The sequence below is a fragment of the Novosphingobium sp. AAP1 genome (genome assembly GCF_001295765.1).
Classification (GTDB): Bacteria; Pseudomonadota; Alphaproteobacteria; order Sphingomonadales; family Sphingomonadaceae; genus Novosphingobium; species Novosphingobium capsulatum.
In genome coordinates this window covers 140,386-161,672 of the sequence record NZ_LJHO01000002.1, presented here as the reverse complement: position 1 = coordinate 161,672, position 21,287 = coordinate 140,386, and the positions used below count along the sequence as shown (strand labels likewise).

The window sequence follows — 21,287 nt, the reverse complement described above, 5'->3', positions numbered from 1 at the left end:
ATATTCCCGTTGCCCCGGACTTGATCCGGGGCCCTTCACGACGCCTGCAGTCACGGCAGCGTCACGATGGCACTGGTGCCCTCGCCCGGTTCGGAAACCAGTTCAAAGCGGCCACCGTGGGCATCGATCAACTGGCGTACCAGCGGCAAGCCAAGGCCCTGGCGCCGCTCTGCCGTGCGGCCGTCGGCGGCGAGCTTCAAGCCCTCCATCGCGCGGGCCAGCGCCGCTGCATCCATGCCGCGGCCATTGTCGGAAATCACCACGCGCAGATCGCGCGCGCCACGCGTGCACTCCACCAGGATGCGCCCGCCTGCTGGCGTCGCGGCAATGGCATTGTCGATCAACTGGCCAAACACGCGGCGCAACCGGCGCGCGTCACCGGTCACCTTGCCCACGGCCTGGCTGCCGCGCAGATCGAGCGCCAGGCCGGCCGCGTTGATCCGCTCGGCGCGCTCGCGCACCACATCGGCCAGCAAGGGGAACACATCCACCGCATCGCGCGCCAAGGGCAGCATGCCCGCCTCGCTCTGCGACAGGTCGAGCACGTTCTCGATCTGCTCGCCCAGCCGCTCCACCGACGAGAGGATCGCCGCGACATAATCGCGCGCTTGCGGCGTCAATTCCCCGGCCAGCCCGCTTTGCAGCATTTCGGCAAAGCCGCCGATGGAGTTCAGGGGGTTGCGGAATTCATAGCTCATGTTGGCGATGAAGCGCGTCTTTACCGCGTCCGCCTCGGTCAACGCGGCATTACGTTCGCGCAGTGCGGCCTCGGCCTTTTGCGAATCCGTGATGTCGAGCACCGTCAGCAGGCCATTGCCATCGGGCAGTGGCACCCCGGCAAATTCCAGATGGCGCCCATCGGCCAGTGACAGCCGGCCGCTGGTCTGCTTGCGTTCCAGCGTGGCGGCCTGGATCACCTGGCCGATCATGCCCACTTGCGCCGGGCGCTTGAGCAGGCCAGCCAGCCGCGTGAGCAGCAGATCGGCGCGCGGATGGCTGCCGAGGAATTCCTCGTCCAATCGCCAATCCTGGGTAAAGCGACGGTTCCACAGTTGCAGGCGGCTATCAGGCCCGAACACGGCGAGCGATTCAAACAGATTGTCGAACGTGGCGGTGCGGGTGCGCAGCAATGTGTCGCGCGTGGCGGAAAGCTGCAGCTGCTCGGTCTGGTCTTCAAAGATCAGCAGCAGGCCGCCATCGGGCATCGGCTGGCCCACCACGCGCAGATGAGTGCCATCATGCAGGTGCCAGGGCTCCTCGCGCGGCTCGCGCGCCAGGAACCAGGCCTGCCGCTCGCGCCGCCATTGCGGAAAATCGCGCACTTCCGGCAGCTTGCCGCCATCGCGCAAGCGATCGAGCACGCGATCGAACGGCGGCGTATCGTTGACCCAACTCGGGCTGATGCCAAAGATGCGCAGGAACGGCTGGTTGGCAAAGACCAGGTTGCGGCCAGCGTCGAACTGCGCAATCGCGGCCGACAGCGTATCGAGCATCTGCCGCTGGGCATCGCGGAAGCGGCGAAACTGGCGGGTCAATTCCTCCATCTGCTCGATATCGACGGCATAGCCGGCCACGCCTTCGCCAGCGATCGGCAGGTCGCTGACGCGCATGGTGCGGCGCTGGCCGTTGATGGTTGCAGAAACCACCCGCTCGGCCGGGCGGCGCTGGGCAAAGACATCGGCAGCAATGTGCGCCGCGCTCAGGCCGTCGACCGGCTCGACCAGTTCGATGCCGTTCTCCACCACCGATGCCGCGCTCGCCGCGCCCACCGCGCGCACATAGGCGGTGTTGACCAGACGCAGGCGCATTGCCGCATCGCGAAACCACATCGGCAGGGGCGCGGCTTCGATCAGGCCGGCCAGCCCGGAAAAGTCGGCATGGGCCTGCTCTGCCTCGGCACGCAGGGCCCGGATTTCTGCCACGCTGTCGGTCGCGTCGAAAAACCACAGCAAGGCCGCATCGCCCGGCGCAATCTGCGGATCGGCCAGGCTGCCGCGCACCGCCAGGGCCGTTACCCCGCCGCGCGGGACCAGCGAAAGGGCAAGCGGCGCTCCGGTCTTTTGCGTGTGGCGCACCGCATCGGCCAGCGCCGCTAGGCTTTTGGCGTCGAGCCCGCGCCCTTCGCCGCTATCAAGCTCGGTCAGATAGCCCGGCATGGCATCAAGGCCCATCCAGCCGGCCAGGCGCGAGGCGCCCTCGATCCGCCCATCGGCGCGCACCAGCAGCGGCAGGGCCGGCGCTTCATCCACCATGCGGGTCAGCTTGCGGGCCAGCCGCTCGGCATGTTCGGCGCGGCGCATGCGCGCCCGCGCGGCCAGCACGGCCCATCCCGCCGCCAGCGTCCAGCCTGCCAGCAGCAGCGCCACGGCAACGGTCACGGCAACAGCGGCAGGCGAATGGGACAGCATCACCCCTTGGCTAGGCTGCACGCGGGCGAAATACAACCGCAACCCGCGCGAAATTCGCCCGATCCCGCGCAAGTATCCGCGCAGCAAAACGCCCCACATCCCAAGGGATGCAGGGCGCTTGCAGCCATGCCCGGCACGCAGCCGGTCATGTATCCGGGATCAATAGCGATAGTGATCCGGCTTGAACGGCCCCTGCGGGGTCACGCCGATATAGCTAGCCTGCTTGTCGCTCAGCTTGGTCAGCTTCACGCCCAGCTTTTCGAGGTGCAGCGCGGCGACCTTTTCATCCAGGTGCTTGGGCAGCACATAGACGTCATTCTTGTACTGATCGGCCTTGGTGAACAGTTCGATCTGGGCCAGCGTCTGGTTGGTGAAGCTGGCGCTCATCACGAAGCTGGGGTGGCCGGTGGCGCAGCCCAGATTCACCAGGCGGCCCTTGGCGAGGATGATGATCTGCTTGCCGTCCGGGAATTCGACCAGGTCGGTGCCGGGCTTCACTTCGGTCCACTTGTAGTTCGACAGGGCCGAAATCTGGATTTCGCTGTCGAAGTGGCCGATGTTGCACACGATGCTCATCGGCTTCATCGCCTTCATGTGCTCGGCGGTGATCACGTCTTCGTTGCCGGTGGCGGTCACGAAGATGTCGGCGCGGGTGACGGCTTCTTCCATCGTCACCACTTCATAGCCTTCCATCGCCGCCTGCAGCGCGCAGATCGGATCGACTTCGGTGACCATCACGCGGGCGCCGCCATTGCGCAGCGAAGCGGCCGAACCCTTGCCCACGTCGCCAAAGCCGGCCACGCACGCAACCTTGCCGGCCAGCATCACGTCAGTGGCGCGGCGGATCGCGTCAACCAGCGATTCCTTGCAGCCATAGAGGTTGTCGAACTTCGACTTGGTCACCGAATCGTTCACGTTGATCGCCGGGAACGGCAGCTTGCCGTCCTTAGCGATCTGGTAAAGGCGGTGAACGCCGGTGGTGGTTTCTTCCGAAACGCCCTTGATGGCCTTGACGCTCTCGGTCAGGTAGCCGGGCTTGGCCTTGAGGAACGCCTTGAGCGCGCGGCAGAATTCGATTTCTTCGGCGTTGCTGGGCTCGAACAGGGTTTCGCCCGCTTCCACGCGCGCGCCCCACAGCGCGAACATGGTAGCGTCGCCGCCATCGTCCAGGATCAGGTTGGCAGTGTCATCGCCCCAGTCGAAGATGCGGCCGACATAGTCCCAGTAATCCGCCAGGCTTTCGCCCTTCACGGCGAACACCGGAATGCCCGCTGCGGCGATCGCGGCGGCGGCATGGTCCTGCGTGGAATAGATGTTGCAGGTGGCCCAGCGCACGTCGGCGCCCAGGGCAACCAGCGTCTCGATCAGCACGGCGGTCTGGATCGTCATGTGCAGCGAGCCGGTGATGCGCGCGCCCTTCAAGGGCTGCGACGCGCCGAATTCCTGGCGCAGCGCCATGAGGCCGGGCATTTCGGTTTCGGCAATGGCGATTTCCGCGCGGCCGAAATCGGCCAGGCCGAGATCGGCAATGACATAGTCCTTGTTCGCTTCGAGCGCGCTGGCCACGAGGCATCTCCGTACAAAAGGGCGTCTGAACGCAAAAAAGACCCGCCAGGGGCAGGCCGCTGATGGGCTGCTCTTAGCGGGTCCGCCTGCACAGGGCAACGTTAATATAAAGAAGTCTTTATATCGGCATTCCTACCGATGCCGGCACAGCAGCCGCCGGGCCGCTACCACCTGCCGCCACGCGGCAACGCGAATTTCCCCACGCCCTGCCGCGCGCGGCGGTTGCACGCCCCTGCCCTGCGCCTATATCCCCAACCGGCCGCCACTCCCTCGTGGCGGATGACAATGAAAGGAATTTGGGGATGACGATCACCGTTGGCGAAACCCTGCCCGATGTGAAGCTGGTCAAGGCCACGAAGGACGGCCCCGAAGCCGTGCAGTCGGCTGAATACTTCAAGGGCAAGCGCGTCGCCCTGTTTTCGGTGCCGGGCGCTTTCACCCCCACCTGCTCGGCCCGCCACCTGCCGGGCTATGTTGACAAGGCCGCCGAACTCAAGGCCAAGGGCATCGATGAAATCGCCTGCACCGCGGTCAACGATCCGTTCGTGATGAAGGCCTGGGGCGAAGCCAGCGGCTCGCCCGAGGTGACGATGCTGGCCGATGGCAATGGCGATTTCGCCAAGGCGCTCGGCCTGACGATGGACGGCACCGGGTTTGGCCTGGGCCTGCGCGGCCAGCGCTTTGCCGCCGTGATCAACGATGGCGTGGTCGAACAGCTCCACGTCGAAGCGCCGGGCGACTTCAAGGTCAGCGCGGCGGAATACGTGCTCGAAAAGCTGTGAGCTGATACCGGCGCGCCGGCTGCCTCCGCGATGGGGCAGCCGGCGCTGCCGGCGATCAATAGCCCATCAAGCTCATCACTTCCTTGCGGCTGCGCGAATCCGCCAGGAAGCAGCCCAGCAGCCGGCTCGTCACCATGCCCACGCCCGGCGTACGCACGCCGCGCCCGGTCATGCAGCCATGCTGCGCCTCGATCACCACGGCCACGCCTTGCGGGTGGAGGTGATCCCAGATGCATTGCGCGACTTCGGCGGTCAGCCGTTCCTGGATCTGCAGCCGCTGGGCATAGCCGTGCAACACGCGCGCCAGCTTGGAAATTCCCACCACGCGGTTTTGCGGCAGATAGGCGATCGATGCCTTGCCGGTGATCGGCGCCATGTGGTGTTCGCAATGCGATTGGAACGGAATGTCCTTGAGCACGACGATCTCGTCATAGCCGCCCACCTCGGCAAAAGTGCGCGTGAGGTGCACTGCCGGATCTTCGGCATAGCCCTGGCAATATTCCAGCCACGCCCGCGCCACGCGCTTGGGCGTATCGATCAGGCCTTCGCGCGCTGGATCGTCACCAGCCCATTCGATCAGGGTGCGGATCGCCTGCTGCACATGGGGCGGCACCGGCACCTTGCCGCGCGCGGTATCTTCGTCATCGCCATGATCATGGCCGCAGCCCGGCAAATTCGTCATACTGGTCCCGTCCTCAATGCCCGGACAACGCGGCCCGTGCGTCAATCCTGTGTCGCGTTGCCGCGCCGGCGCCGCAACTTTGCCAGCTTCCTGCCCAGCCCGCCACGCCACAGGCGCCCGCGTTGGTAGAAGGCCAGCATTTCCTCGGGGCGCTCGGGGTCGAGCGCTTCGGAATCGGCCAGGGCCTGTTCGGCCTCGGTCAGTGGCCGGGGCACGAACGGCCGCAGATGCCGCCCGCCCGCCTTGGCCGACTCAGCCGCCAGCGCAGCCATGCTGCCGCCATCGGCCAAGGCCGCCGCTACCTGCTCTTCGGCCAGTCCGCAATGCTCTGCCAACAGCGAATGGCGCAAGGCGCGGATTGCCGGAATGGCGTGGTCGTTACCCGGCCGGCCCGCATCGATGAACACGTCGCATTCGCTGTCCAACCCCATCGAGCGGTTGTTCATGTTGGCAGAGCCGATGCGCAGCACCTGATCGTCCACGATCATCAGCTTGGCATGGACATAGATCGGCGTTCCCCCTTTGGTGAACGGATGCCAGATCGAAAAGCGCCCATGAGGATCGTGGCATTTCACCGCTTCGAACAACTGGATGCGGGCCAGGTCCATCGCCGCCTGCTCCAACCATCCGTCCGACTCTTGCGGCATCACCAGCACGACTTCGGGCGCGTCGGGCGCATCGAGCCGCGCGGCCAGCGCCTCGGCCACGCGGCGCGAGGCGAAATACTGGTTTTCGGCATAGATGAAGTGCTTTGCGGCGGCAATCTGGCGGCAGAACAGCGCCTCGATTTCGCGCACTTCGGCAATATTGGCATAGGGTGAGCGCGTGCGGGCAATGCCCACTTCCACATCGGTGAACTGCGCGACGATGCCATTGGGCCAGGCGCTTTCCACCTGGGGGCGGCAGGGCTCGAGATGGCGCCCACCGGCCTGGTGCCAGCGGGTGCGGCCAAATTCGCCCAGCGCCGCCGCCACCGGCCCTTCCAGCAGCATCGTGCAATCGTGCCATGGGCCATAGGGCTGGCCACCGGGCCGCCGCCGCCTGGGATCTTCATCGATATGGTCGCGCGTGTCCCAGCGGTCTCCCGCCATGTCGATCCCGCCACACACGGCAAAGCAATCGTCAATCACTGCGATCTTCTGGTGATGGCTGCAGCCGATCGGATGGGCCGCGTCCAGCTTGTAGCCGATGCGCGGATGGCGCCACCAGCGGAACAGGTCAACCACCATCGACCCGCGCATCAGTGCCTTGAGCGCGCCGAAATTCCATTTCAGCACCAGAACTTCCAGCCCGCGGCGGCGGTTGGCCAGCCACACCACGAAGGCGCCCAGCCGCGCCGGCGCCACGCGCTTGCGCGGCAGGTTCCACCAGCGCCGCCCGTCGCCGATCAGGATGCGCGTGTCGAAATCCCAACCGATCAAGTGGATGCGCTGGCGCGCCGCCAGCATCGCATCACGCATCAGGGCAAAGTAATCTGCCGCATCGACCACGGCATGGGCACGCGTTGCGCGGGCATAGCGCCACACGCCTTCTTCTATCCCTTCCTCGCTGCCGAGATGAACGGCTGAATCGGACGGCGCAACGCCGGACGCGGGATTGCGTGGCCCCTCTGGTGCATTCATACCCGCGCAACGCCGGGACGGCGCAGAGGTTCCACCCTATTCCAAACGATCGCACGTGCCTCGTTCGAGCAGCACGAAGTTATTGGTTCGTCACGGCTTCCTGCCGAGGGATAACCAGTTCATCGGGATGGGCCACATTGAGATCGGCGCGCAGCAGTTCGCCCACCAAATCGGGATCGGCATGCTTGGGATCGAGCAGATTGACCCGGTTTTGCAGGCGATCACGCTCTGCCGAAAGCTGCGCCACTTCCTTTTGCCGCTGCTCCAGCGTGTGGGCATTTTCGCTCCACGCCAAGAGCCCGCTCGGCCCCGCGACGGCCCAGGCGCCGATCAGCAGCAACGCGATCAGCGCCAGCGACTCGGTCACGCTGTTGCGAGGCAGTTTGAGGTTGGGGCGACGCCGCTTCATAGCGTCAAGAAGAATCACATTTGGCCAGTCAATGCAAGCGCATCGCGACGGAAAAACCGCAGAATTTCGCGGCGTCCGGCGATGGCCTTGCCGCCCTCACACCAACCGCTGCGCCTGCCCCCGTTAACCACGGCAGACCCTGCCCTTCCAGCACGATGCCTGCCGCTGCGTAGCAATGCGTTGGAAAATTTCGCGAGACATTAACCGGTCGGCAGCACTTGCCGATGCATGATCGCCGCCGGGGTGTGGTGCGTGACAGCGCCACGGCAACGGGAAGGTTCAGGTTTCGATCATGCTTTTGGGTTGGTTGCGTCAGCGCTTGAAGGCCTATCGCGGCAGCCGCGGCCAGCACCGCGCGCAGGGTCCTGCCCGCGGCTTCATGGGCCGCCTGGCCAAGGACCGGGCTGGCAATGCCCTGGCGATCATGACGCTGACGGCGTTCACGATGATCACGCTGGCAGGCCTGGGCATGGACATGTCGCGCGCGTATCTCACCAAGACCAGCCTTCAGGACGCCTGCGACGCAGGCGTGCTTGCCGGACGCAAGGCGATGGCGGCTTCGGGCGTCTATGGCGCGGCCGAACAGGCCAAGGCCAACAAGATGTTCAACTTCAACATCAACGAAAACCGCACTGAAAGCTCTGCCGCGGTTTTCACCACCAGCGCCGATACCACCGGCCACGTCAGCGGCACGGCCAGCACCACGATGCCGACCACGCTGATGAAGCTGTTCAACTATTCCAGCCTGCCGATGACCGTGGAGTGCAGCGCTGAATTGCAGATGGCCAATGCCGACGTCATGTTCGTGCTCGATACGACCGGGTCGATGGCCTGCAATGTGTCGGGCGGCAATTGCTATAGCGGTTCGGATTCCAAGATCGTCGGCCTGCAGAACGCGATCCGCTCGTTTTATACCACGGTGGCGGGTGCGGTGGTCGACAAGGTCAACACCCGCGTGCGCTTCGGCTTCGTACCCTATTCCATGACGGTCAACGCCAAAGGGCTGCTGACGTCGGGCGCGATGCCCAGCAACTATTTCGTCAACAGCTCGCCATACATTACCCAGTTGGTGCAGTTCAGCACCACCCCCATCACCGTGAACAAGCAGACGCGATATCCCGCGATCAGCTATCGCTATGCCCAGACGACCATGGACGTGACCGCGTTCAAGGGATTCGGCTCGGTGCCGCTGGCGACGGGCGTAACGCTCTATAACGGCAACAACGCATCGAGCGCATCCTACGTCACGACCAAGCCATCCAGCACCAATCCCTACTACACCATCCGCGACCTCGCCACCGGCACCACTGCCACCGGCACGGTGGGCAATGTCACCACCACCAGCTATACTTGGAGCGGCTGCATCGAAGAGCGCAACACGGTGCCGCAGCTGTCGATGTCGCCCATTCCCAGCGGCGCCTACGACATGGACGTGACGAGCGCGCCGACCAACGACGCCACCAGCTGGAAGCCCTATCTGGAAAGCCTCGAGTTCTATCTCAACGGCTATTCAATGCCGCTCAACACGACCACCGACATGTCCAACCAAACAGGCTATTGCCCGCAGTCGATGCTGCCGTTCACCACGGTGGATACCACGGCGCCGCAAACCGTGCCGACTTGGCTGAACAATTACGTCAACAGCCTCTACGCCAACGGCGGTACCTATCACGACATCGGCATGCTGTGGGGCGCGCGCCTGGGCAATCCCAACGGGATTTTTGCCAGCAACGTCAATGCCGGCAATCTGCCCTCGGTCAGCCGCCACATCATCTTCATGACCGACGGCACCATGGAAAACTATCCCGCCAACTATACGGCGTGGGGCGTGACGCAATACGATGGCCGCGATGCGCCCACCTCCACCTCGGCCTCCAGCCTCGTCAACTATCACAACAACCGCTTCCTGGCGGCGTGCACCCTGGCCAAGAACATGGGCTATACCATCTGGGTCATCGGCTTTGGCCAGACCCTGACAACCCAGATGCAGGCCTGCGCCACGGCCAACCGCGCCTATTACGCATCCAATACCACGGCGCTGACCACCACGTTCCAGTACATCGCCGGCCAAGTGGCCAACCTGCGGCTCAACAAATGACCGGCCTCGCGCTTCGCCAGATGGTCCGCCGGCTGCGGCGCGATGCCCGGGGCGTGACCGCACTGGAATTTGCGCTGGCTGCGCCGGTCATGCTGCTGATCATGGCCGTGTTGCTGGAGTTGGGCCTGGCCTATTATGTGCAGGCCGTGTTGACCGGCACGATCAACGCCGCCGGGCGCGATTCCTCGCTGCAAAGCGCGCAAACCTCGACTACCACCATCGACAGCGAGGTCACCACGCGCATCCAGCATGTCGTGCCATGGGCCACGGTATCGTTCTCGCGCCGCAACTATACCGATTTCACCAACGTCGGTCAGCCCGAAGTCTTCACCGATTCCAACAAGAACGGGCAATACGATCAGGGCGAATGCTTCAACGATGCCAACGGCAACGGGGTCTGGGATGCGGATATGGGCAAGACCGGGCTGGGCGGCGCAAACGACGTCGTGCTCTATACCGTCACGGTGAACTATACCGCGCTGTTCGGCTTTTCCAGCATGCTTGGCCTGCCAACCAACATGACGGCAAGCGCCAGCACGATCTTGCGCAACCAGCCCTTTGCCACGCAGACCGTTCGCACGGTGACCCAGATATGCTGAAGCGTCGCTCTCTCTTTCCGCTCCTGCGCCGCCTCGCGCGCAATACCAGCGCGGTTACCGTCGTCGAACTGGGCGTCAGCTTGCCGTTCGTCATGGTCATGGCCCTGGGCTCGATGGAAATGGTAAACCTGGGCATCCTGCATGTCCGGCTCAACCAGCTTGCCATTTCGGTGGCCGACAACGCTTCACGCGCCAAGCAATCGGTGGTGGGCGGCGCGCCGATGTTTCGCGAATTTGACGTGAACCAGGTATTCACGGGCGCCGCGCTTTCGGTGGAAGACCTCAATTTTCCCGTCAACGGCCGGGTGATCCTCTCCAGCCTGGAGACCAACAGCTCGGGCGGCCAATGGATTCACTGGCAGCGTTGCTGGGGCAGCAACAAGTACGTCTCGCGCTATGGCGTCCAGGGCACCGGCAGCACCGGCACCAGCTTTGCCGGCATGGGGCAGCCCACCCCCATCACGGTCGAAAGCCCTTATGCGATGATGTACGTCGAAGTGGCCTACAACTACCAACCCTTGTTTTTCGGCACGGTGTTCAAAACCACCGTCATCCGCAAGGACGCGGCGATGTACGTTCGTGACGATCGCGATCTGACGCAGATCTACAACCCGGCGCCTGCGGTCACACCGGCAACGTGCTGAGCGTTTCAACCGCTTTGTGATTGTCACCTTCGTGGTTAGACGCCAAGAGCCGCGGCCATGTCGCTGACGATTGTCCATGCCGCCGAACCGACCCCTGCCCAGCGCGAAGCGATCCTGGCGCCGCTGCGCGTGTACAACGTGCGCGAGGGGGGTGATCCGGGCCTGTCGTCCCTCGCCCTGATGCTGACCGATGCCGACGGCGTCGAAGTCGGCGGCCTGTGGGGCAAGATTTCCTACGACTGGCTGTTCATCGAACTGCTCGCCGTGCCTGATGCGCACCGTGGCCAAGGCCATGGCGAAGCCTTGATGCACCAGGCCGAAGCGCATGCCCGGGCGCAGGGCTGCGTCGGCATCTGGCTCGATACTTACGCATTCCAGGCGCCGCGCTTCTATGAAAAGCTCGGCTATGCCGTGTTCGGCCAGCTCGATGACCATCCGCGCGGGCAAAGCCGGTTCTTTCTGCAAAAGCGGCTCTAGGCAACCTTTCCTGCACGATTGCCGGCGTACACCACACACCGTGATCAGCCTGATGGCCGCGGGGGAAGTGCCGGCGCATGTTCAAGACACTCGTCAAAACCGGCCGCAACACCGGCCACGCCCTGCGCATGATCGGCGCGTTCGGCTCGGCCATCCTGTGGGGCGTCAGCGCCTGGCAATTGCAGGATGCCGGCCCGGATGCCGGGGCGTTTGGGGTGGGACAATCGGCAGTCATCGGCGTCTGGGCCCTTGCCGCCGCATCGGCGCTGGGCGGCCTGATTTCGCTGCGCCGCCTGATGCAACCGGCGCAAACGCGGCCGCGCGCCACCGCTGCGCCCGGCCTGGAAGACTTGCCAGCCAAATCCGATTTCGATCCCGACGCCATCATCGCGCGCCATCTGGCCCAGCGCGCCAGCGCGCCGCCACCGCCGATCGAGGACAACGCCGCCCAACCGGCACCCCCGCGCCCGGTATTCGGCCGCAAGGGCATCGGCAGCCCACGCTGATCGTGATCGCAAAAAAGCCGGCCCTTGGCAGGACCGGCCTGGTGTTGGTGCGCCCGACGGGATTCGAACCCATGGCCCCCAGATTAGGAATCTGGTGCTCTATCCTGCTGAGCTACGGGCGCCCGCGCCTCTCTTAGGGGCGTGGTTGCGGCAAGGCAATGTGCGTTTGCGCAGGCATGCCCGCATGGGCCAGTAGGGGTTTCAGTTCGCTTCGCCTGGTGGCACTACGGGGATCAGCAGCGGGGCAACGGCGATGCCTTCGTCCAGCAATTCCCGCGCTTCTTGCGGGGTGGCTTGGCCGTGGATCGGCGCGGCATCCTTTTCGCCGTAATGCATGGCGCGCGCATCGTCGGCAAAGGAATCACCCACCCAGGTCGAAGACTTGATTGCCTCGGCCTGGGCCAGGGCCACGGCGCGCAGCATCGCCACGGCTTCTGGCGGCAGCTTTGCCGGCGGGGACGACTTGGCCGGCGCCGCAGCGGCGGGCGCGGCGGGTGCAGCGTCCGCCGGGCTTGGCACGGGCAAAGCCGGCGCCTGGTTGCCCTTGCGCCCCACGGCCGGGGCCATCACGGCCTTGATCACCTCGCCGCTGCCGCACATCGGGCAGGTGACCAGGCCGCGCTCCTGCTGGCGCGCATAATCGGCCGACGAGGCGAACCACCCTTCGAAACGGTGCTGGCCGCCGGTGCATTGCAGATCGAAGACAATCATGGTGCGCGCGATATGGGCACGGGGCGCTTGTTGGCAAGACTGGGCAGTTGTTGGCGCACCGCAGCCAGGCGCCCCAGGTCGATTTCCGCAAGACCCAGGCCGGCATTGCCGCCCATGTCGAGCAGTACATCGCCCCAGGGATCGACCACCAGGCTATGGCCATAGGTATCGCGCCCGTCTTCGTGCCGCCCGGTCTGTGCCGCGCTGATGACAAAGGCGCTGGCCTCCACCGCGCGGGCGCGCTGCATCAGGTGCCAGTGCGCGGCGCCCGTGGGCACAGTGAAGGCGGCGGGGATGGCGATGCAATCGCAGCGGGCTTGGCCCAATGCCTCGAACAAGGCCGGAAAGCGGATGTCATAGCAGATCGCCAGGCCCAGGCGACCGACCGGGGTTTCGACCGTGACCACCGCCTCGCCAGGGCGATAGGCAGCCGATTCGCGCCAGGTTTCGCCCGTGGCCAAGTCCACGTCGAACATGTGCATCTTGTCATAGCGGGCCGCGATCTGGCCGGCGCCGTCGATCACGAAGGCGCGGTTGGCCCAGCGTGCGTCGCCGCCCTCTGCCGGCTGATCCGGCCGGATCGCGAGCGAGCCCAGATGCACCCAGATGCCATGGCGTGCCGCCGCCTCTTGTGCGGCAGCCAGCACCGGGTTGGCCGCTTCGGCCACGATATGCAGCGTCGCGCGGGCGCGATCCCGATCGATCAGCCCGGCCATTTCCGGGGTGAACAGCATCGCTGCCCCTTCCCCCGCCGCGCGGGCGGCCGCATCGGCAATGGTTGCGGCATTGACCAGCGGGTCGATCCCGCTGGTCATCTGCAACAGCGCCACACGCACGGGCGCGTTCATGCCCAAGGTCAGGCCAGGCCGAGCAGCGCGTCGAGCTTGCCGGCGCGGTCGAGCGCCTGGAGGTCGTCGCTGCCGCCCAGTGCCTGATCGTTGACGAAGATCTGCGGCACGGTAGCGGCACCAGGCGCCCGCTCGACCATTTCGGCGCGCTTTGGACCACCCATGGTCACGTCATATTCTTCATAGGCCACGCCCTTTTCATCGAGCAGGGCCTTGGCGCGCACGCAATAGGGGCAACCCCACTTGGTATAGATTTCGACCTTGGGCCTTGGGGACTGGGTCATGTTCGCTCCGATGAAATTGGTGAAACCGGGGGCCTTGAAATGCGCGGTGCAGCCCACACATGGTCGTTTGTGACGTGCGCCGCAAGACGGGCACGCCATGTTAAACCCGCCCCAGCGCCGGAGTTTCCCGGGCAGGGGCATGTGCAGATTGCTCTGATTGAGGATATTGCCATGAACCGTTTCGATTTCACCCCCTATCGCCGCACCACCGTGGGTTTCGATCGCCTGTTCGACCTGCTCGAACGCCAGGCCCGCGCCAATGCTGGCGATAACTATCCGCCCTTCAACATCGAGCGCCAGGGTGAGGATGCCTATCGCATCACGCTGGCGGTTGCCGGTTTCAAGCCGGAAGACCTCGATATCACCGCGCAGCAGAACCTGCTGGTGGTCAAGGGCAGCAAGGCCGATCTGACCGACAAGCAGTACCTACACCTGGGCATTGCCAACCGCAGCTTCGAACGCCGCTTCGAACTCGCCGATTTCGTGCGGGTGAGCGCGGCCGACCTCGCCGATGGTCTGCTGACCATCGACCTGGTGCGCGAAGTGCCCGAGGCGATGAAGCCCAAGAAGGTGCTGATCGGCAACCAGAAGGCCCTGTCGGTGGTGGAAGGTGGCGACGCCAGCGCGGCCGCCTGATCCATTGACCTGAGGAAACGCGAAGGGGCGCTGGCCAATACGGCCAGCGCCCCTTTCTGCGTGGGTTTGGGTTTGTGCAAGGCTTCGCACCACCCCCTGGCCCCCTCCTCTAAAGAGGATGGGGCTTTTCCCGTTTGCTCCCCCGCCTCTTTAGAGGAGGGGGTCGGGGGGTGGTGGACGCCTGAAACGAAACTAGAAAATCAAACCAGCCGCGCCTGCTTCACTGCAGCAGCGATAAAGCTCTTGAACAGCGGGTGCGGATCGAACGGGCGGCTCTTCAGTTCGGGGTGGAACTGCACGCCGATGAAGAACGGATGATCGGGACGCTCGACGATTTCGGGCAGCAGGCCATCGGGCGACATGCCCGAAAAGCGCAGGCCGCCCTGCTCCAGCGCATCGCGATAGGCGACGTTCACTTCATAGCGGTGGCGATGGCGCTCGCTGATCGTGGTGGCGTCATAGATGCTCGACACATGGCTGTTGCCGGCCAGGTGCGCTTCATAGGCGCCCAGGCGCATGGTGCCGCCCAGATCGCCACCGGCTTCGCGCTTTTCCAGGCCTTCGGCGGTCATCCATTCGGTGATGATGCCCACCACCGGTTCCTTGGTCGGGCCGAACTCGGTGGAAGACGCCTCGGCGATGCCGGCGGTGTTGCGCGCGCCCTCGATGCAGGCCATCTGCATGCCCAGGCAAATGCCGAAGAACGGCACGTCGCGCTCGCGGGCAAAGCGCACGCTGGCAATCTTGCCTTCCGAGCCGCGCTCGCCAAAGCCGCCGGGCACCAGGATGCCATGCATGGGCTCGAGGTGCGCGGCAATCTCGCTGTCTTCGCGCTCGAACAGTTCGGCGTCGATCCAGCGCACGTTGACCTTGACGCGGTTGGCCATGCCGCCGTGGGCCAGCGCCTCGTTGAGCGACTTGTAGGCGTCCTGCAGGCCGACATACTTGCCGACCACGCCGATCGTCACTTCGCCTTCCGGGTTCTGATAGCGATCGACGATATCGTCCCACACCGCCAGGTCCGGCTGCGGTGCCGTCATGCCGAAATGGCGCAGTACTTCGGCGTCGAGGCCTTCGGCGTGATACTGCAGTGGCACGGCATAGATGCTGCTGGCGTCAAGCGCCGGAATCACCGCCGATTTGCGCACGTTGCAGAACTGCGCGATCTTGGCGCGTTCGCCATCGGGCAGCGGCTTTTCACAGCGGCACAGCAGGATATCGGGCTGGATGCCAAGGCCAGTCAGCTCGCGCACGGAGTGCTGGGTCGGCTTGGTCTTCAACTCGCCAGCGGCCGCGATATAGGGCACCAGCGTCACGTGGACGAAGCAGGTCTGGTCGCGGTCCAGCTCGTTATGCAGCTGGCGCAGCGCCTCGATGAACGGCAGGCCTTCGATGTCGCCCACCGTGCCGCCGATTTCGCACAGCACGAAATCGAGGTCTTCGGTTTCGGCCTGGGCAAAGTCCTTGATCGCGTCGGTCACGTGCGGGATCACCTGCACGGTTGCGCCCAGGTAATCGCCGCGGCGTTCCTTGGCGATGATGTCGCGATAGATGCGGCCCGAGGTGATGTTGTCGGCCTGGCGGGCCGAAACGCCGGTGAAACGCTCGTAGTGGCCAAGGTCCAGGTCGGTCTCTGCGCCGTCGTCGGTGACGAAGACCTCGCCGTGCTGATACGGGCTCATCGTGCCCGGATCGACGTTGAGATAGGGATCGAACTTGCGGATCCGCACTCGATAGCCACGTGCCTGAAGCAGCGCCGCGAGGCTTGCCGCCATGAGACCTTTGCCGAGCGAGGAGACCACGCCGCCGGTGATAAAAATGTACCGCGCCATGGGAGTTGGGCCTTAGCGTCAGAAGGGAGGGGAGCGCAAGCAGAACCGACGCCGAACAGCGTGGCAATCCACAGGCGCAAGGGCGAACCGCAATACCACGCATGCCCGTTGCAGGCACGCGCAGGCATCACGAAAGGGACCGCAAAAACAAAACCAGCGCCCCCGCCTGCGGGGCGGGAACGCCTGGTTTCATGCTTGCATAGGGTTACTGCTTGGCGGCACCACCAAGCGGATCGGCCGGCGCAGCAGGGGCTGCGGCCGAAGGATCAGCCGCCGGGGCAGCGGGCGCAACCGGCTGCTGGGCCTGGCCGGCCAGCGGATCGGCCGTGCGCTGGAGCGACGTGTCGAGCGTGCGGCTGCCACCGGCGTTGACGGCCATGGCCGCCAGCACGATGCTCAGCCCGACGAACAGAACCGCCAGGATCGAGGTGACGCGCGTGAGGAAATCGGCCGCGCCGCGTGCCGACATGAAGCCAGCCGGGCTGCCGCCCACGCCCAGGCCGCCGCCTTCGGACTTCTGGATGAGAATCACGCCAACCAGGGCGGCAGCCACCAGCGCCTGGATAACGGTGAGGAAGATAAAGAGCGACATGAGGTTCCGCCTGAAACTGTTGCGGCGCACTTAGGGCGCCGGGCGCCCTTGCGCAAGGGGCCGAATTTTGCGCTCAGCCTTCGCCGGCGCCAGCGGCCGCCACGATCGGCAGGAAGGCATCGGCCGTCAGGCTTGCCCCGCCAACCAGCGCCCCGCCCACCTCGGGCGCAGCCAGCAATGCAGCGGCGTTGCCGGCATTGACGGACCCGCCATAAAGAATGCGCGGGCGCGCGCCGGCTTCGTCATAGGCGGCATGAAGCCGCGCCCGCACTGCGGCGTGCATGGCAATCACATCCTCGACATCGGCCACACGGCCGGTGCCGATCGCCCATACCGGTTCATAGGCAACGGCCAGCTTGCCACCGGCGACGGCTTCTAGTGCCACTTCGCCCTGCGGCAGGGAATGGTCGACCTGGCTGGCCACCACATCTTCGGCGCGGCCGGCGTCACGCTCTTCCAGCGTTTCGCCCACGCAGATGATCACGCCCAGCCCGGCCGCCAGCGCGGCATCGGCCTTGGCGCGCACCAGCGCATTGCTCTCGCCATGGTCGCGGCGGCGCTCGCTGTGACCCAGGATCACGAAATCGGCACCGATATCGGCCAGCATGGCGGCCGAAACATCACCGGTATGAGCGCCCTTGGCCTCGGTATGACAATCCTGCCCGCCCACGCCGATGCCGGTCACGGCCTCGCGCAGCAGGCCGATCAGCGGGAACGGCGGCGCCAGGGCGATATCCACCTGCGGATGGCGGGCAGCAGCGCGGTCGATCGCGCGCGCCTCGGCCAGCATGGCCCGGCTGCCGTTCATCTTCCAGTTGCCGACGATATATGGTCGTTGCGCCATGGCTGGCTTTGATCCCTCGTTCTGTGTGCCCCGCCGAAAATCGGGATTGCCGCGCCGGTTGTTGTGCGGTGGCGCGTTGTCAGGCCCGATTCCGTGCCACCCCCCTTGCCTGCAATTGCCCCGCCAGCGCAAGGCCCCCGCGATGAAGTGCTTGGCCGGCCTGTGCCGTGCCAGAGGCATTGCGGGATCGGTCCAAGCCTCCTAAGGCAGGCCAATCCAAGTCATCAGGCGGATTTGATCGCATCCCATGCTCTCGCTGTTTCGTAAACTGATCCATTCCCGCATCGGCGCGCTTTTCGCCCTGGTGTTCATCGGTCTTCTTGCCCTGGCCTTTGCCGGCGCCGACGTGAGCGGCCTGCGTATCGGCCAGTCTTCGGACGGTGAGGCAGCAGCCAAGGTCGGCCATGCCAGGGTCGGCGTGGACGAGCTAGGCAAGACCATCACCACCGCGTTCGAGCAGGAGCGCGAGCAGAACCCGACGCTGACGATGCGCCAGTTCCTGGCCCAGGGCGTGATGAACGATGCGCTTTCCGGCCTGGCTGATCGTGCCGCGATGCAGGAATGGGCCGCCAAGAACGGCATGGGCGTCAGCGATCGTCTGGTCGACAGCGAAATCGCCAAGCAGCCCGCGTTCCAGGGCCCCGATGGCAAGTTCAGCGACGCGGTCTATCGCGCGTTCCTCGCCCAGCGCGGGATGACCGATGCCGCCGTGCGCAAGTCGATCACGCAGAGCCTGATCGCCCGCCAGGTGCTGTCGCCAGTCGCGCCAGGCGCCGCCATGCCCGCCTCGGCCGTGGCGCGCTATGCCGCGATGCTCAAGGAAAAGCGCGAGGGCGACATTGCCTTCCTGCCCAGCATCGCCTTTGCCGGCAAGGACAAGCCGAGCGATGCCGTGCTGGCCACCTATTACAAGGCCAACGCCGCCCGCTATCAGCAGCCCGAGCGCCGCACCGTGCGCTATGCCGTGATCGACGAGGCGAGCCTGGCCAACGTGCCTGCCCCCAGCGACGCTGACATTGCCGCCCGCTACAAGGCGAAGGCCGATGTCTATGCGCCCAGCGAAACCCGCACGGTAACCCAGGTCGTCGTGCCGACCGAGCAGGCCGCCCAGGCGCTGGCCGTGCAGGTTTCTGCCGGCACCAGCATCGAGGCCGCTGCCCGCGCCAAGGGCCTTGCCGCCAGCAAGATCGCCGATCTCACGCGTGACAAGCTCGCCGCGCAAAGCTCTGCCGCCGTGGCCGATGCGGTCTTCGCCGCCGCCCAGGGCAAGGTGGCAACGCCGGCCAAGAGCGGCCTTGGCTGGCACGTCATTCGCGTCGATGCCATCGTCAAGAAGCCGGGCAAGACGCTGGAACAGGCCCGCCCCGAACTGGTGGCGGAACTGACCACCGAAAAGCGCCACGCCGCGCTGCTCGATCTGTCTTCCCGCCTGGAAGAGCAGTTCGAAAACCACACCGGCCTCGCTGATGTGGCCAAGGCCCAGGGCGTGACGCTGACCACCACCCCCGCCCTCACTGCCGATGGCAGCGTGTTCGGCCAGCCTGGGCAAAAGGCCCCGGCCGATGTTGCCGCACTGCTGCAAGGCGCCTTTGCGCTGGAGCATGAAGGCGAAGGCCAGGTTGCGCCGCTCGCCGATGGCAAGCGCATCGCGATCTTCGACGTGGGCCAGATCATGCCTGCCGCCCCCGCGCCGCTTGACCAGATCAAGGACCAGGTCGCGCGCGACTATGCTACCGAACAGGGCGCCGCCAAGGCCAAGGACGCCTCGGCCAAGGTGCTCGCCGCGATGGCCAAGGGTGCTTCGCTGGCCGACGCGCTCAAGGGTCTGGGCGTGACTCTGCCGCCCGCGCAGCCGGTGGCGATCACGCGCGAACAGCTTGCGGCCATGCAGCAAAGCGGCCGCCAGCTGCCCCCGCCGCTGGTGCTGCTGTTCGCCATGTCCAAGGGCACGGCCAAGCCGCTCGCCGCGCCGGGCAATGCCGGGTTCTACGTGGTTTCGCTCAAGACGGTGACGCCCGGCGTCATCCCCGCAGGCGATCCGTTCCTGGCGCAGGCGGGCAAGCAGTTCGGCCTCGATATGGGCCGCGAAGTGGCTGAGGAACTGCGCACCGCGATCCGCAACCAGGTGGGTGTGACCCGCAACGAAACCGCGCTGCGTGCGCTCAATACCAAGCTTGTCGGTAACCAGTAAGGCCATGACCACGATCCTGTCGCGTCCTGCGCCAACCGGCGCCCAGCCCGAAAACAGCGCCGCGGCCCTTGCCGCGCTGGCGGCCGGAAAGCCGGCGCTGGTCTGGCGCAAGCTGATTGCCGACAGCGAAACCCCGGTCAGCGCCGCGCGCAAGCTGTTCGAGCCGGAACGCGGCGATTTCCTGCTGGAATCGGTGCAGGGTGGCGAAGTGCGCGGCCGCTACAGCCTGGTCGGGCTCGATCCCGATCTGGTATTCCGCGCCACGGGCGAAACCGCGCAGATCAATGCCGCCTGGCAGACCGACCGCGCCGCGTTCGCCGCGCTGCCAGGCAACAGCCTGGCGGAACTGCGCGCGCTGGTTGAACGCTGCCGGATCGACGTGCCCGAAGGCCTGCCGCCCACGCTGGCCTGCCTGGTCGGCTATTTCGGCTATGAAACCATCGGCCTGGTGGAAAAGCTGCCACGCGCCCCGCAAAGCGCGCTGGAACTGCCCGACATGCTGTTCGTGCGCCCCACCGTGCTCCTGGTGTTTGATCGCCTGACCGACGAACTCACCGCCGTTGCCCCGGTGTGGGCCGAGGGCGGCACACCGCAGGCCTTGGTCGAGCGTGCGACTGATCGCATCGATGCCACGCTGGCGCGCCTGCATGGCCCCCTGCCCGCAGATCCGCGCCTGCCCAAAACCGTCGATCTGGTGCGCGAGCCGCAGATGGCGCCCGAACGCTATGGCCAGATGGTGGCCCGCGCGCGCGACTACATCACCGCCGGCGATATCTTCCAAGTGGTGCTGGCGCAGCGCTTCACCGCGCCGTTCCCCTTGCCGCCGATGGCGCTCTATCGCGCGCTGCGGCGGATCAACCCCTCGCCGTTCCTCTATTTCCTCGATCTGCCCGGCTTTGCCCTGATCGGATCGAGCCCGGAAATCCTGGTGCGCATCCGCGATGGCGAAGTGACCATCCGCCCGATCGCCGGCACCCGCCCGCGCGGCGCCACCCCGGCCGAAGACCGCGCCAACGAGGAAAGCCTGCTGGCCGATCCCAAGGAACGCGCCGAGCATCTCATGCTGCTCGATCTCGGCCGCAACGACGTGGGCCGCGTAGCCGCCGCCGGCACGGTCAAGGTCACCGAAAGCTATACGATCGAACGCTATAGCCACGTGATGCACATCGTCTCGAACGTGGTCGGCCAGCTCGATGCCAAGCGCGCGGATTCGGTCGATGCCTTGCTCGCCGGCTTCCCCGCCGGCACGGTCAGCGGCGCGCCCAAGGTGCGGGCGTGCGAAATCATCGCCGAACTCGAACCCGAAACGCGCGGCGCCTATGCCGGCGGGGTCGGCTATTTCGCGCCCGATGGCTCGGTCGATAGCTGCATCGTGCTGCGTACCGCCGTACTCAAGGATGGCGTGATGCACGTCCAGGCCGGCGCCGGCATCGTGGCCGACAGCGACCCGACGGCCGAACAGCGCGAATGCGAACACAAGTCTGGCGCCCTGTTCGCCGCCGCACGCGAAGCGATCCGCGTTGCGGCAGAGCCGGCGTTCGGGCAATAGGGATTAG

Annotated in this window: 20 protein-coding genes and 1 tRNA gene; 9 read left to right on the top strand and 12 right to left on the bottom strand. The window is 65.6% G+C overall.

Annotated features, from left to right (window positions below):
* Positions 1–50: 50 nt before the first annotated feature.
* Both IP65_RS04720 and ahcY read right to left on the bottom strand, forming a co-directional pair.
* Positions 51–2,408: a PAS domain-containing sensor histidine kinase gene (locus tag IP65_RS04720; RefSeq protein WP_054131003.1), complete on the bottom strand. Its 2,358-nt coding sequence runs from the start codon at positions 2,406–2,408 to the stop codon at positions 51–53.
* Between the two features lie 159 nt (positions 2,409–2,567).
* Positions 2,568–3,974, bottom strand: a complete 1,407-nt coding sequence (gene ahcY, locus IP65_RS04715) for an adenosylhomocysteinase (RefSeq protein WP_022675552.1) — start codon at positions 3,972–3,974, stop codon at positions 2,568–2,570.
* Between the two features lie 302 nt (positions 3,975–4,276).
* Here ahcY and IP65_RS04710 point away from each other — a divergent pair, with 302 nt between their 5' ends.
* The gene (locus IP65_RS04710; RefSeq protein WP_054131002.1) at positions 4,277–4,756 is read left to right on the top strand and encodes a peroxiredoxin; all 480 of its coding nucleotides are present in this window, start codon (positions 4,277–4,279) and stop codon (positions 4,754–4,756) included.
* A 55-nt stretch (positions 4,757–4,811) separates the two neighbouring features.
* Here IP65_RS04710 and folE read toward each other — a convergent pair whose 3' ends face one another.
* The 3 genes from folE to IP65_RS04695 form a co-directional block, all read right to left on the bottom strand.
* Positions 4,812–5,438, bottom strand: coding sequence for a GTP cyclohydrolase I FolE (gene folE, locus IP65_RS04705; RefSeq protein ID WP_054131001.1), 627 nt, complete (start codon positions 5,436–5,438; stop codon positions 4,812–4,814).
* Between the two features lie 41 nt (positions 5,439–5,479).
* Positions 5,480–7,060 (bottom strand): phospholipase D-like domain-containing protein, encoded by a 1,581-nt coding sequence (locus tag IP65_RS04700; protein WP_082349784.1) that lies wholly within the window; start codon positions 7,058–7,060, stop codon positions 5,480–5,482.
* A gap of 79 nt (positions 7,061–7,139) precedes the next feature.
* Positions 7,140–7,469 (bottom strand): septum formation initiator family protein, encoded by a 330-nt coding sequence (locus IP65_RS04695; protein ID WP_043608143.1) that lies wholly within the window; start codon positions 7,467–7,469, stop codon positions 7,140–7,142.
* Between the two features lie 292 nt (positions 7,470–7,761).
* Here IP65_RS04695 and IP65_RS04690 point away from each other — a divergent pair, with 292 nt between their 5' ends.
* The 5 genes from IP65_RS04690 to IP65_RS04670 all read left to right on the top strand — a co-directional run bounded on the left by IP65_RS04690 (position 7,762) and on the right by IP65_RS04670 (position 11,793).
* A complete protein-coding gene (locus IP65_RS04690; protein ID WP_082209035.1) occupies positions 7,762–9,567 on the top strand; it encodes a TadE/TadG family type IV pilus assembly protein in 1,806 nt (601 codons plus the stop codon).
* Positions 9,564–10,166: a TadE/TadG family type IV pilus assembly protein gene (locus IP65_RS04685; protein WP_054131000.1), complete on the top strand. Its 603-nt coding sequence runs from the start codon at positions 9,564–9,566 to the stop codon at positions 10,164–10,166. The genes IP65_RS04690 and IP65_RS04685 overlap by 4 nt, the downstream gene beginning before the upstream one ends.
* Entirely contained in the window at positions 10,160–10,810 is a 651-nt protein-coding gene (locus IP65_RS04680; protein ID WP_022675545.1) for a TadE/TadG family type IV pilus assembly protein, read from the top strand. The genes IP65_RS04685 and IP65_RS04680 overlap by 7 nt, the downstream gene beginning before the upstream one ends.
* A gap of 57 nt (positions 10,811–10,867) precedes the next feature.
* Positions 10,868–11,287, top strand: coding sequence for a GNAT family N-acetyltransferase (locus IP65_RS04675; protein ID WP_022675544.1), 420 nt, complete (start codon positions 10,868–10,870; stop codon positions 11,285–11,287).
* A 77-nt stretch (positions 11,288–11,364) separates the two neighbouring features.
* Positions 11,365–11,793, top strand: coding sequence for a hypothetical protein (locus IP65_RS04670; protein WP_054130999.1), 429 nt, complete (start codon positions 11,365–11,367; stop codon positions 11,791–11,793).
* Between the two features lie 45 nt (positions 11,794–11,838).
* On the opposite strand, the gene IP65_RS04665 is transcribed toward IP65_RS04670, so the two are convergent.
* The 4 genes from IP65_RS04665 to grxC all read right to left on the bottom strand — a co-directional run bounded on the left by IP65_RS04665 (position 11,839) and on the right by grxC (position 13,636).
* A tRNA-Arg gene (locus IP65_RS04665) sits at positions 11,839–11,915 on the bottom strand.
* Between the two features lie 79 nt (positions 11,916–11,994).
* Entirely contained in the window at positions 11,995–12,504 is a 510-nt protein-coding gene (locus IP65_RS04660; protein ID WP_054130998.1) for a DUF1178 family protein, read from the bottom strand.
* A complete protein-coding gene (locus tag IP65_RS04655) occupies positions 12,501–13,352 on the bottom strand; it encodes a carbon-nitrogen hydrolase family protein (protein WP_054130997.1) in 852 nt (283 codons plus the stop codon). The genes IP65_RS04660 and IP65_RS04655 overlap by 4 nt, the downstream gene beginning before the upstream one ends.
* An 8-nt stretch (positions 13,353–13,360) precedes the next feature.
* Positions 13,361–13,636, bottom strand: a complete 276-nt coding sequence (gene grxC / locus IP65_RS04650) for a glutaredoxin 3 (protein WP_054131231.1) — start codon at positions 13,634–13,636, stop codon at positions 13,361–13,363.
* A 171-nt stretch (positions 13,637–13,807) separates the two neighbouring features.
* Here grxC and IP65_RS04645 point away from each other — a divergent pair, with 171 nt between their 5' ends.
* A complete protein-coding gene (locus IP65_RS04645; RefSeq protein WP_028657657.1) occupies positions 13,808–14,272 on the top strand; it encodes an Hsp20 family protein in 465 nt (154 codons plus the stop codon).
* A gap of 200 nt (positions 14,273–14,472) precedes the next feature.
* Here the strand turns inward: IP65_RS04645 and IP65_RS04640 are convergent, their stop codons facing one another.
* The 3 genes from IP65_RS04640 to tpiA form a co-directional block, all read right to left on the bottom strand.
* Complete coding sequence (locus tag IP65_RS04640) at positions 14,473–16,104, bottom strand: CTP synthase (protein ID WP_022675538.1); 1,632 nt, start codon at positions 16,102–16,104, stop codon at positions 14,473–14,475.
* Positions 16,105–16,309: 205 nt separating this feature from the next.
* Positions 16,310–16,696, bottom strand: a complete 387-nt coding sequence (gene secG / locus IP65_RS04635) for a preprotein translocase subunit SecG (protein WP_022675537.1) — start codon at positions 16,694–16,696, stop codon at positions 16,310–16,312.
* A 73-nt stretch (positions 16,697–16,769) separates the two neighbouring features.
* Complete coding sequence (tpiA, locus tag IP65_RS04630; RefSeq protein ID WP_054130996.1) at positions 16,770–17,540, bottom strand: triose-phosphate isomerase; 771 nt, start codon at positions 17,538–17,540, stop codon at positions 16,770–16,772.
* A gap of 247 nt (positions 17,541–17,787) precedes the next feature.
* Here tpiA and IP65_RS04625 point away from each other — a divergent pair, with 247 nt between their 5' ends.
* Together IP65_RS04625 and trpE are read left to right on the top strand one after the other, a co-directional pair.
* A complete protein-coding gene (locus IP65_RS04625) occupies positions 17,788–19,731 on the top strand; it encodes a peptidylprolyl isomerase (RefSeq protein WP_054130995.1) in 1,944 nt (647 codons plus the stop codon).
* A 4-nt stretch (positions 19,732–19,735) separates the two neighbouring features.
* Entirely contained in the window at positions 19,736–21,280 is a 1,545-nt protein-coding gene (gene trpE, locus IP65_RS04620) for an anthranilate synthase component I (RefSeq protein ID WP_054130994.1), read from the top strand.
* Positions 21,281–21,287: the final 7 nt, after the last annotated feature.

What these genes read in the sequence shown, in the direction of transcription:
- grxC (WP_054131231.1), bottom strand. Translation starts at nt 13,636, where the DNA reads ATGACCCAGTCCCCAAGGCCCAAGGTCGAAATCTATACCAAGTGGGGT.
- folE (WP_054131001.1), bottom strand. Translation starts at nt 5,438, where the DNA reads ATGACGAATTTGCCGGGCTGCGGCCATGATCATGGCGATGACGAAGAT.
- trpE (WP_054130994.1), top strand. Translation starts at nt 19,736, where the DNA reads ATGACCACGATCCTGTCGCGTCCTGCGCCAACCGGCGCCCAGCCCGAA.
- IP65_RS04625 (WP_054130995.1), top strand. Translation starts at nt 17,788, where the DNA reads ATGCTCTCGCTGTTTCGTAAACTGATCCATTCCCGCATCGGCGCGCTT.
- IP65_RS04640 (WP_022675538.1), bottom strand. Translation starts at nt 16,104, where the DNA reads ATGGCGCGGTACATTTTTATCACCGGCGGCGTGGTCTCCTCGCTCGGC.
- IP65_RS04680 (WP_022675545.1), top strand. Translation starts at nt 10,160, where the DNA reads ATGCTGAAGCGTCGCTCTCTCTTTCCGCTCCTGCGCCGCCTCGCGCGC.
- IP65_RS04675 (WP_022675544.1), top strand. Translation starts at nt 10,868, where the DNA reads ATGTCGCTGACGATTGTCCATGCCGCCGAACCGACCCCTGCCCAGCGC.
- IP65_RS04720 (WP_054131003.1), bottom strand. Translation starts at nt 2,408, where the DNA reads ATGCTGTCCCATTCGCCTGCCGCTGTTGCCGTGACCGTTGCCGTGGCG.
- IP65_RS04710 (WP_054131002.1), top strand. Translation starts at nt 4,277, where the DNA reads ATGACGATCACCGTTGGCGAAACCCTGCCCGATGTGAAGCTGGTCAAG.
- IP65_RS04695 (WP_043608143.1), bottom strand. Translation starts at nt 7,469, where the DNA reads ATGAAGCGGCGTCGCCCCAACCTCAAACTGCCTCGCAACAGCGTGACC.
- tpiA (WP_054130996.1), bottom strand. Translation starts at nt 17,540, where the DNA reads ATGGCGCAACGACCATATATCGTCGGCAACTGGAAGATGAACGGCAGC.
- IP65_RS04670 (WP_054130999.1), top strand. Translation starts at nt 11,365, where the DNA reads ATGTTCAAGACACTCGTCAAAACCGGCCGCAACACCGGCCACGCCCTG.
- IP65_RS04700 (WP_082349784.1), bottom strand. Translation starts at nt 7,060, where the DNA reads ATGAATGCACCAGAGGGGCCACGCAATCCCGCGTCCGGCGTTGCGCCG.
- IP65_RS04685 (WP_054131000.1), top strand. Translation starts at nt 9,564, where the DNA reads ATGACCGGCCTCGCGCTTCGCCAGATGGTCCGCCGGCTGCGGCGCGAT.
- secG (WP_022675537.1), bottom strand. Translation starts at nt 16,696, where the DNA reads ATGTCGCTCTTTATCTTCCTCACCGTTATCCAGGCGCTGGTGGCTGCC.
- IP65_RS04655 (WP_054130997.1), bottom strand. Translation starts at nt 13,352, where the DNA reads ATGAACGCGCCCGTGCGTGTGGCGCTGTTGCAGATGACCAGCGGGATC.
- IP65_RS04660 (WP_054130998.1), bottom strand. Translation starts at nt 12,504, where the DNA reads ATGATTGTCTTCGATCTGCAATGCACCGGCGGCCAGCACCGTTTCGAA.
- IP65_RS04645 (WP_028657657.1), top strand. Translation starts at nt 13,808, where the DNA reads ATGAACCGTTTCGATTTCACCCCCTATCGCCGCACCACCGTGGGTTTC.
- IP65_RS04690 (WP_082209035.1), top strand. Translation starts at nt 7,762, where the DNA reads ATGCTTTTGGGTTGGTTGCGTCAGCGCTTGAAGGCCTATCGCGGCAGC.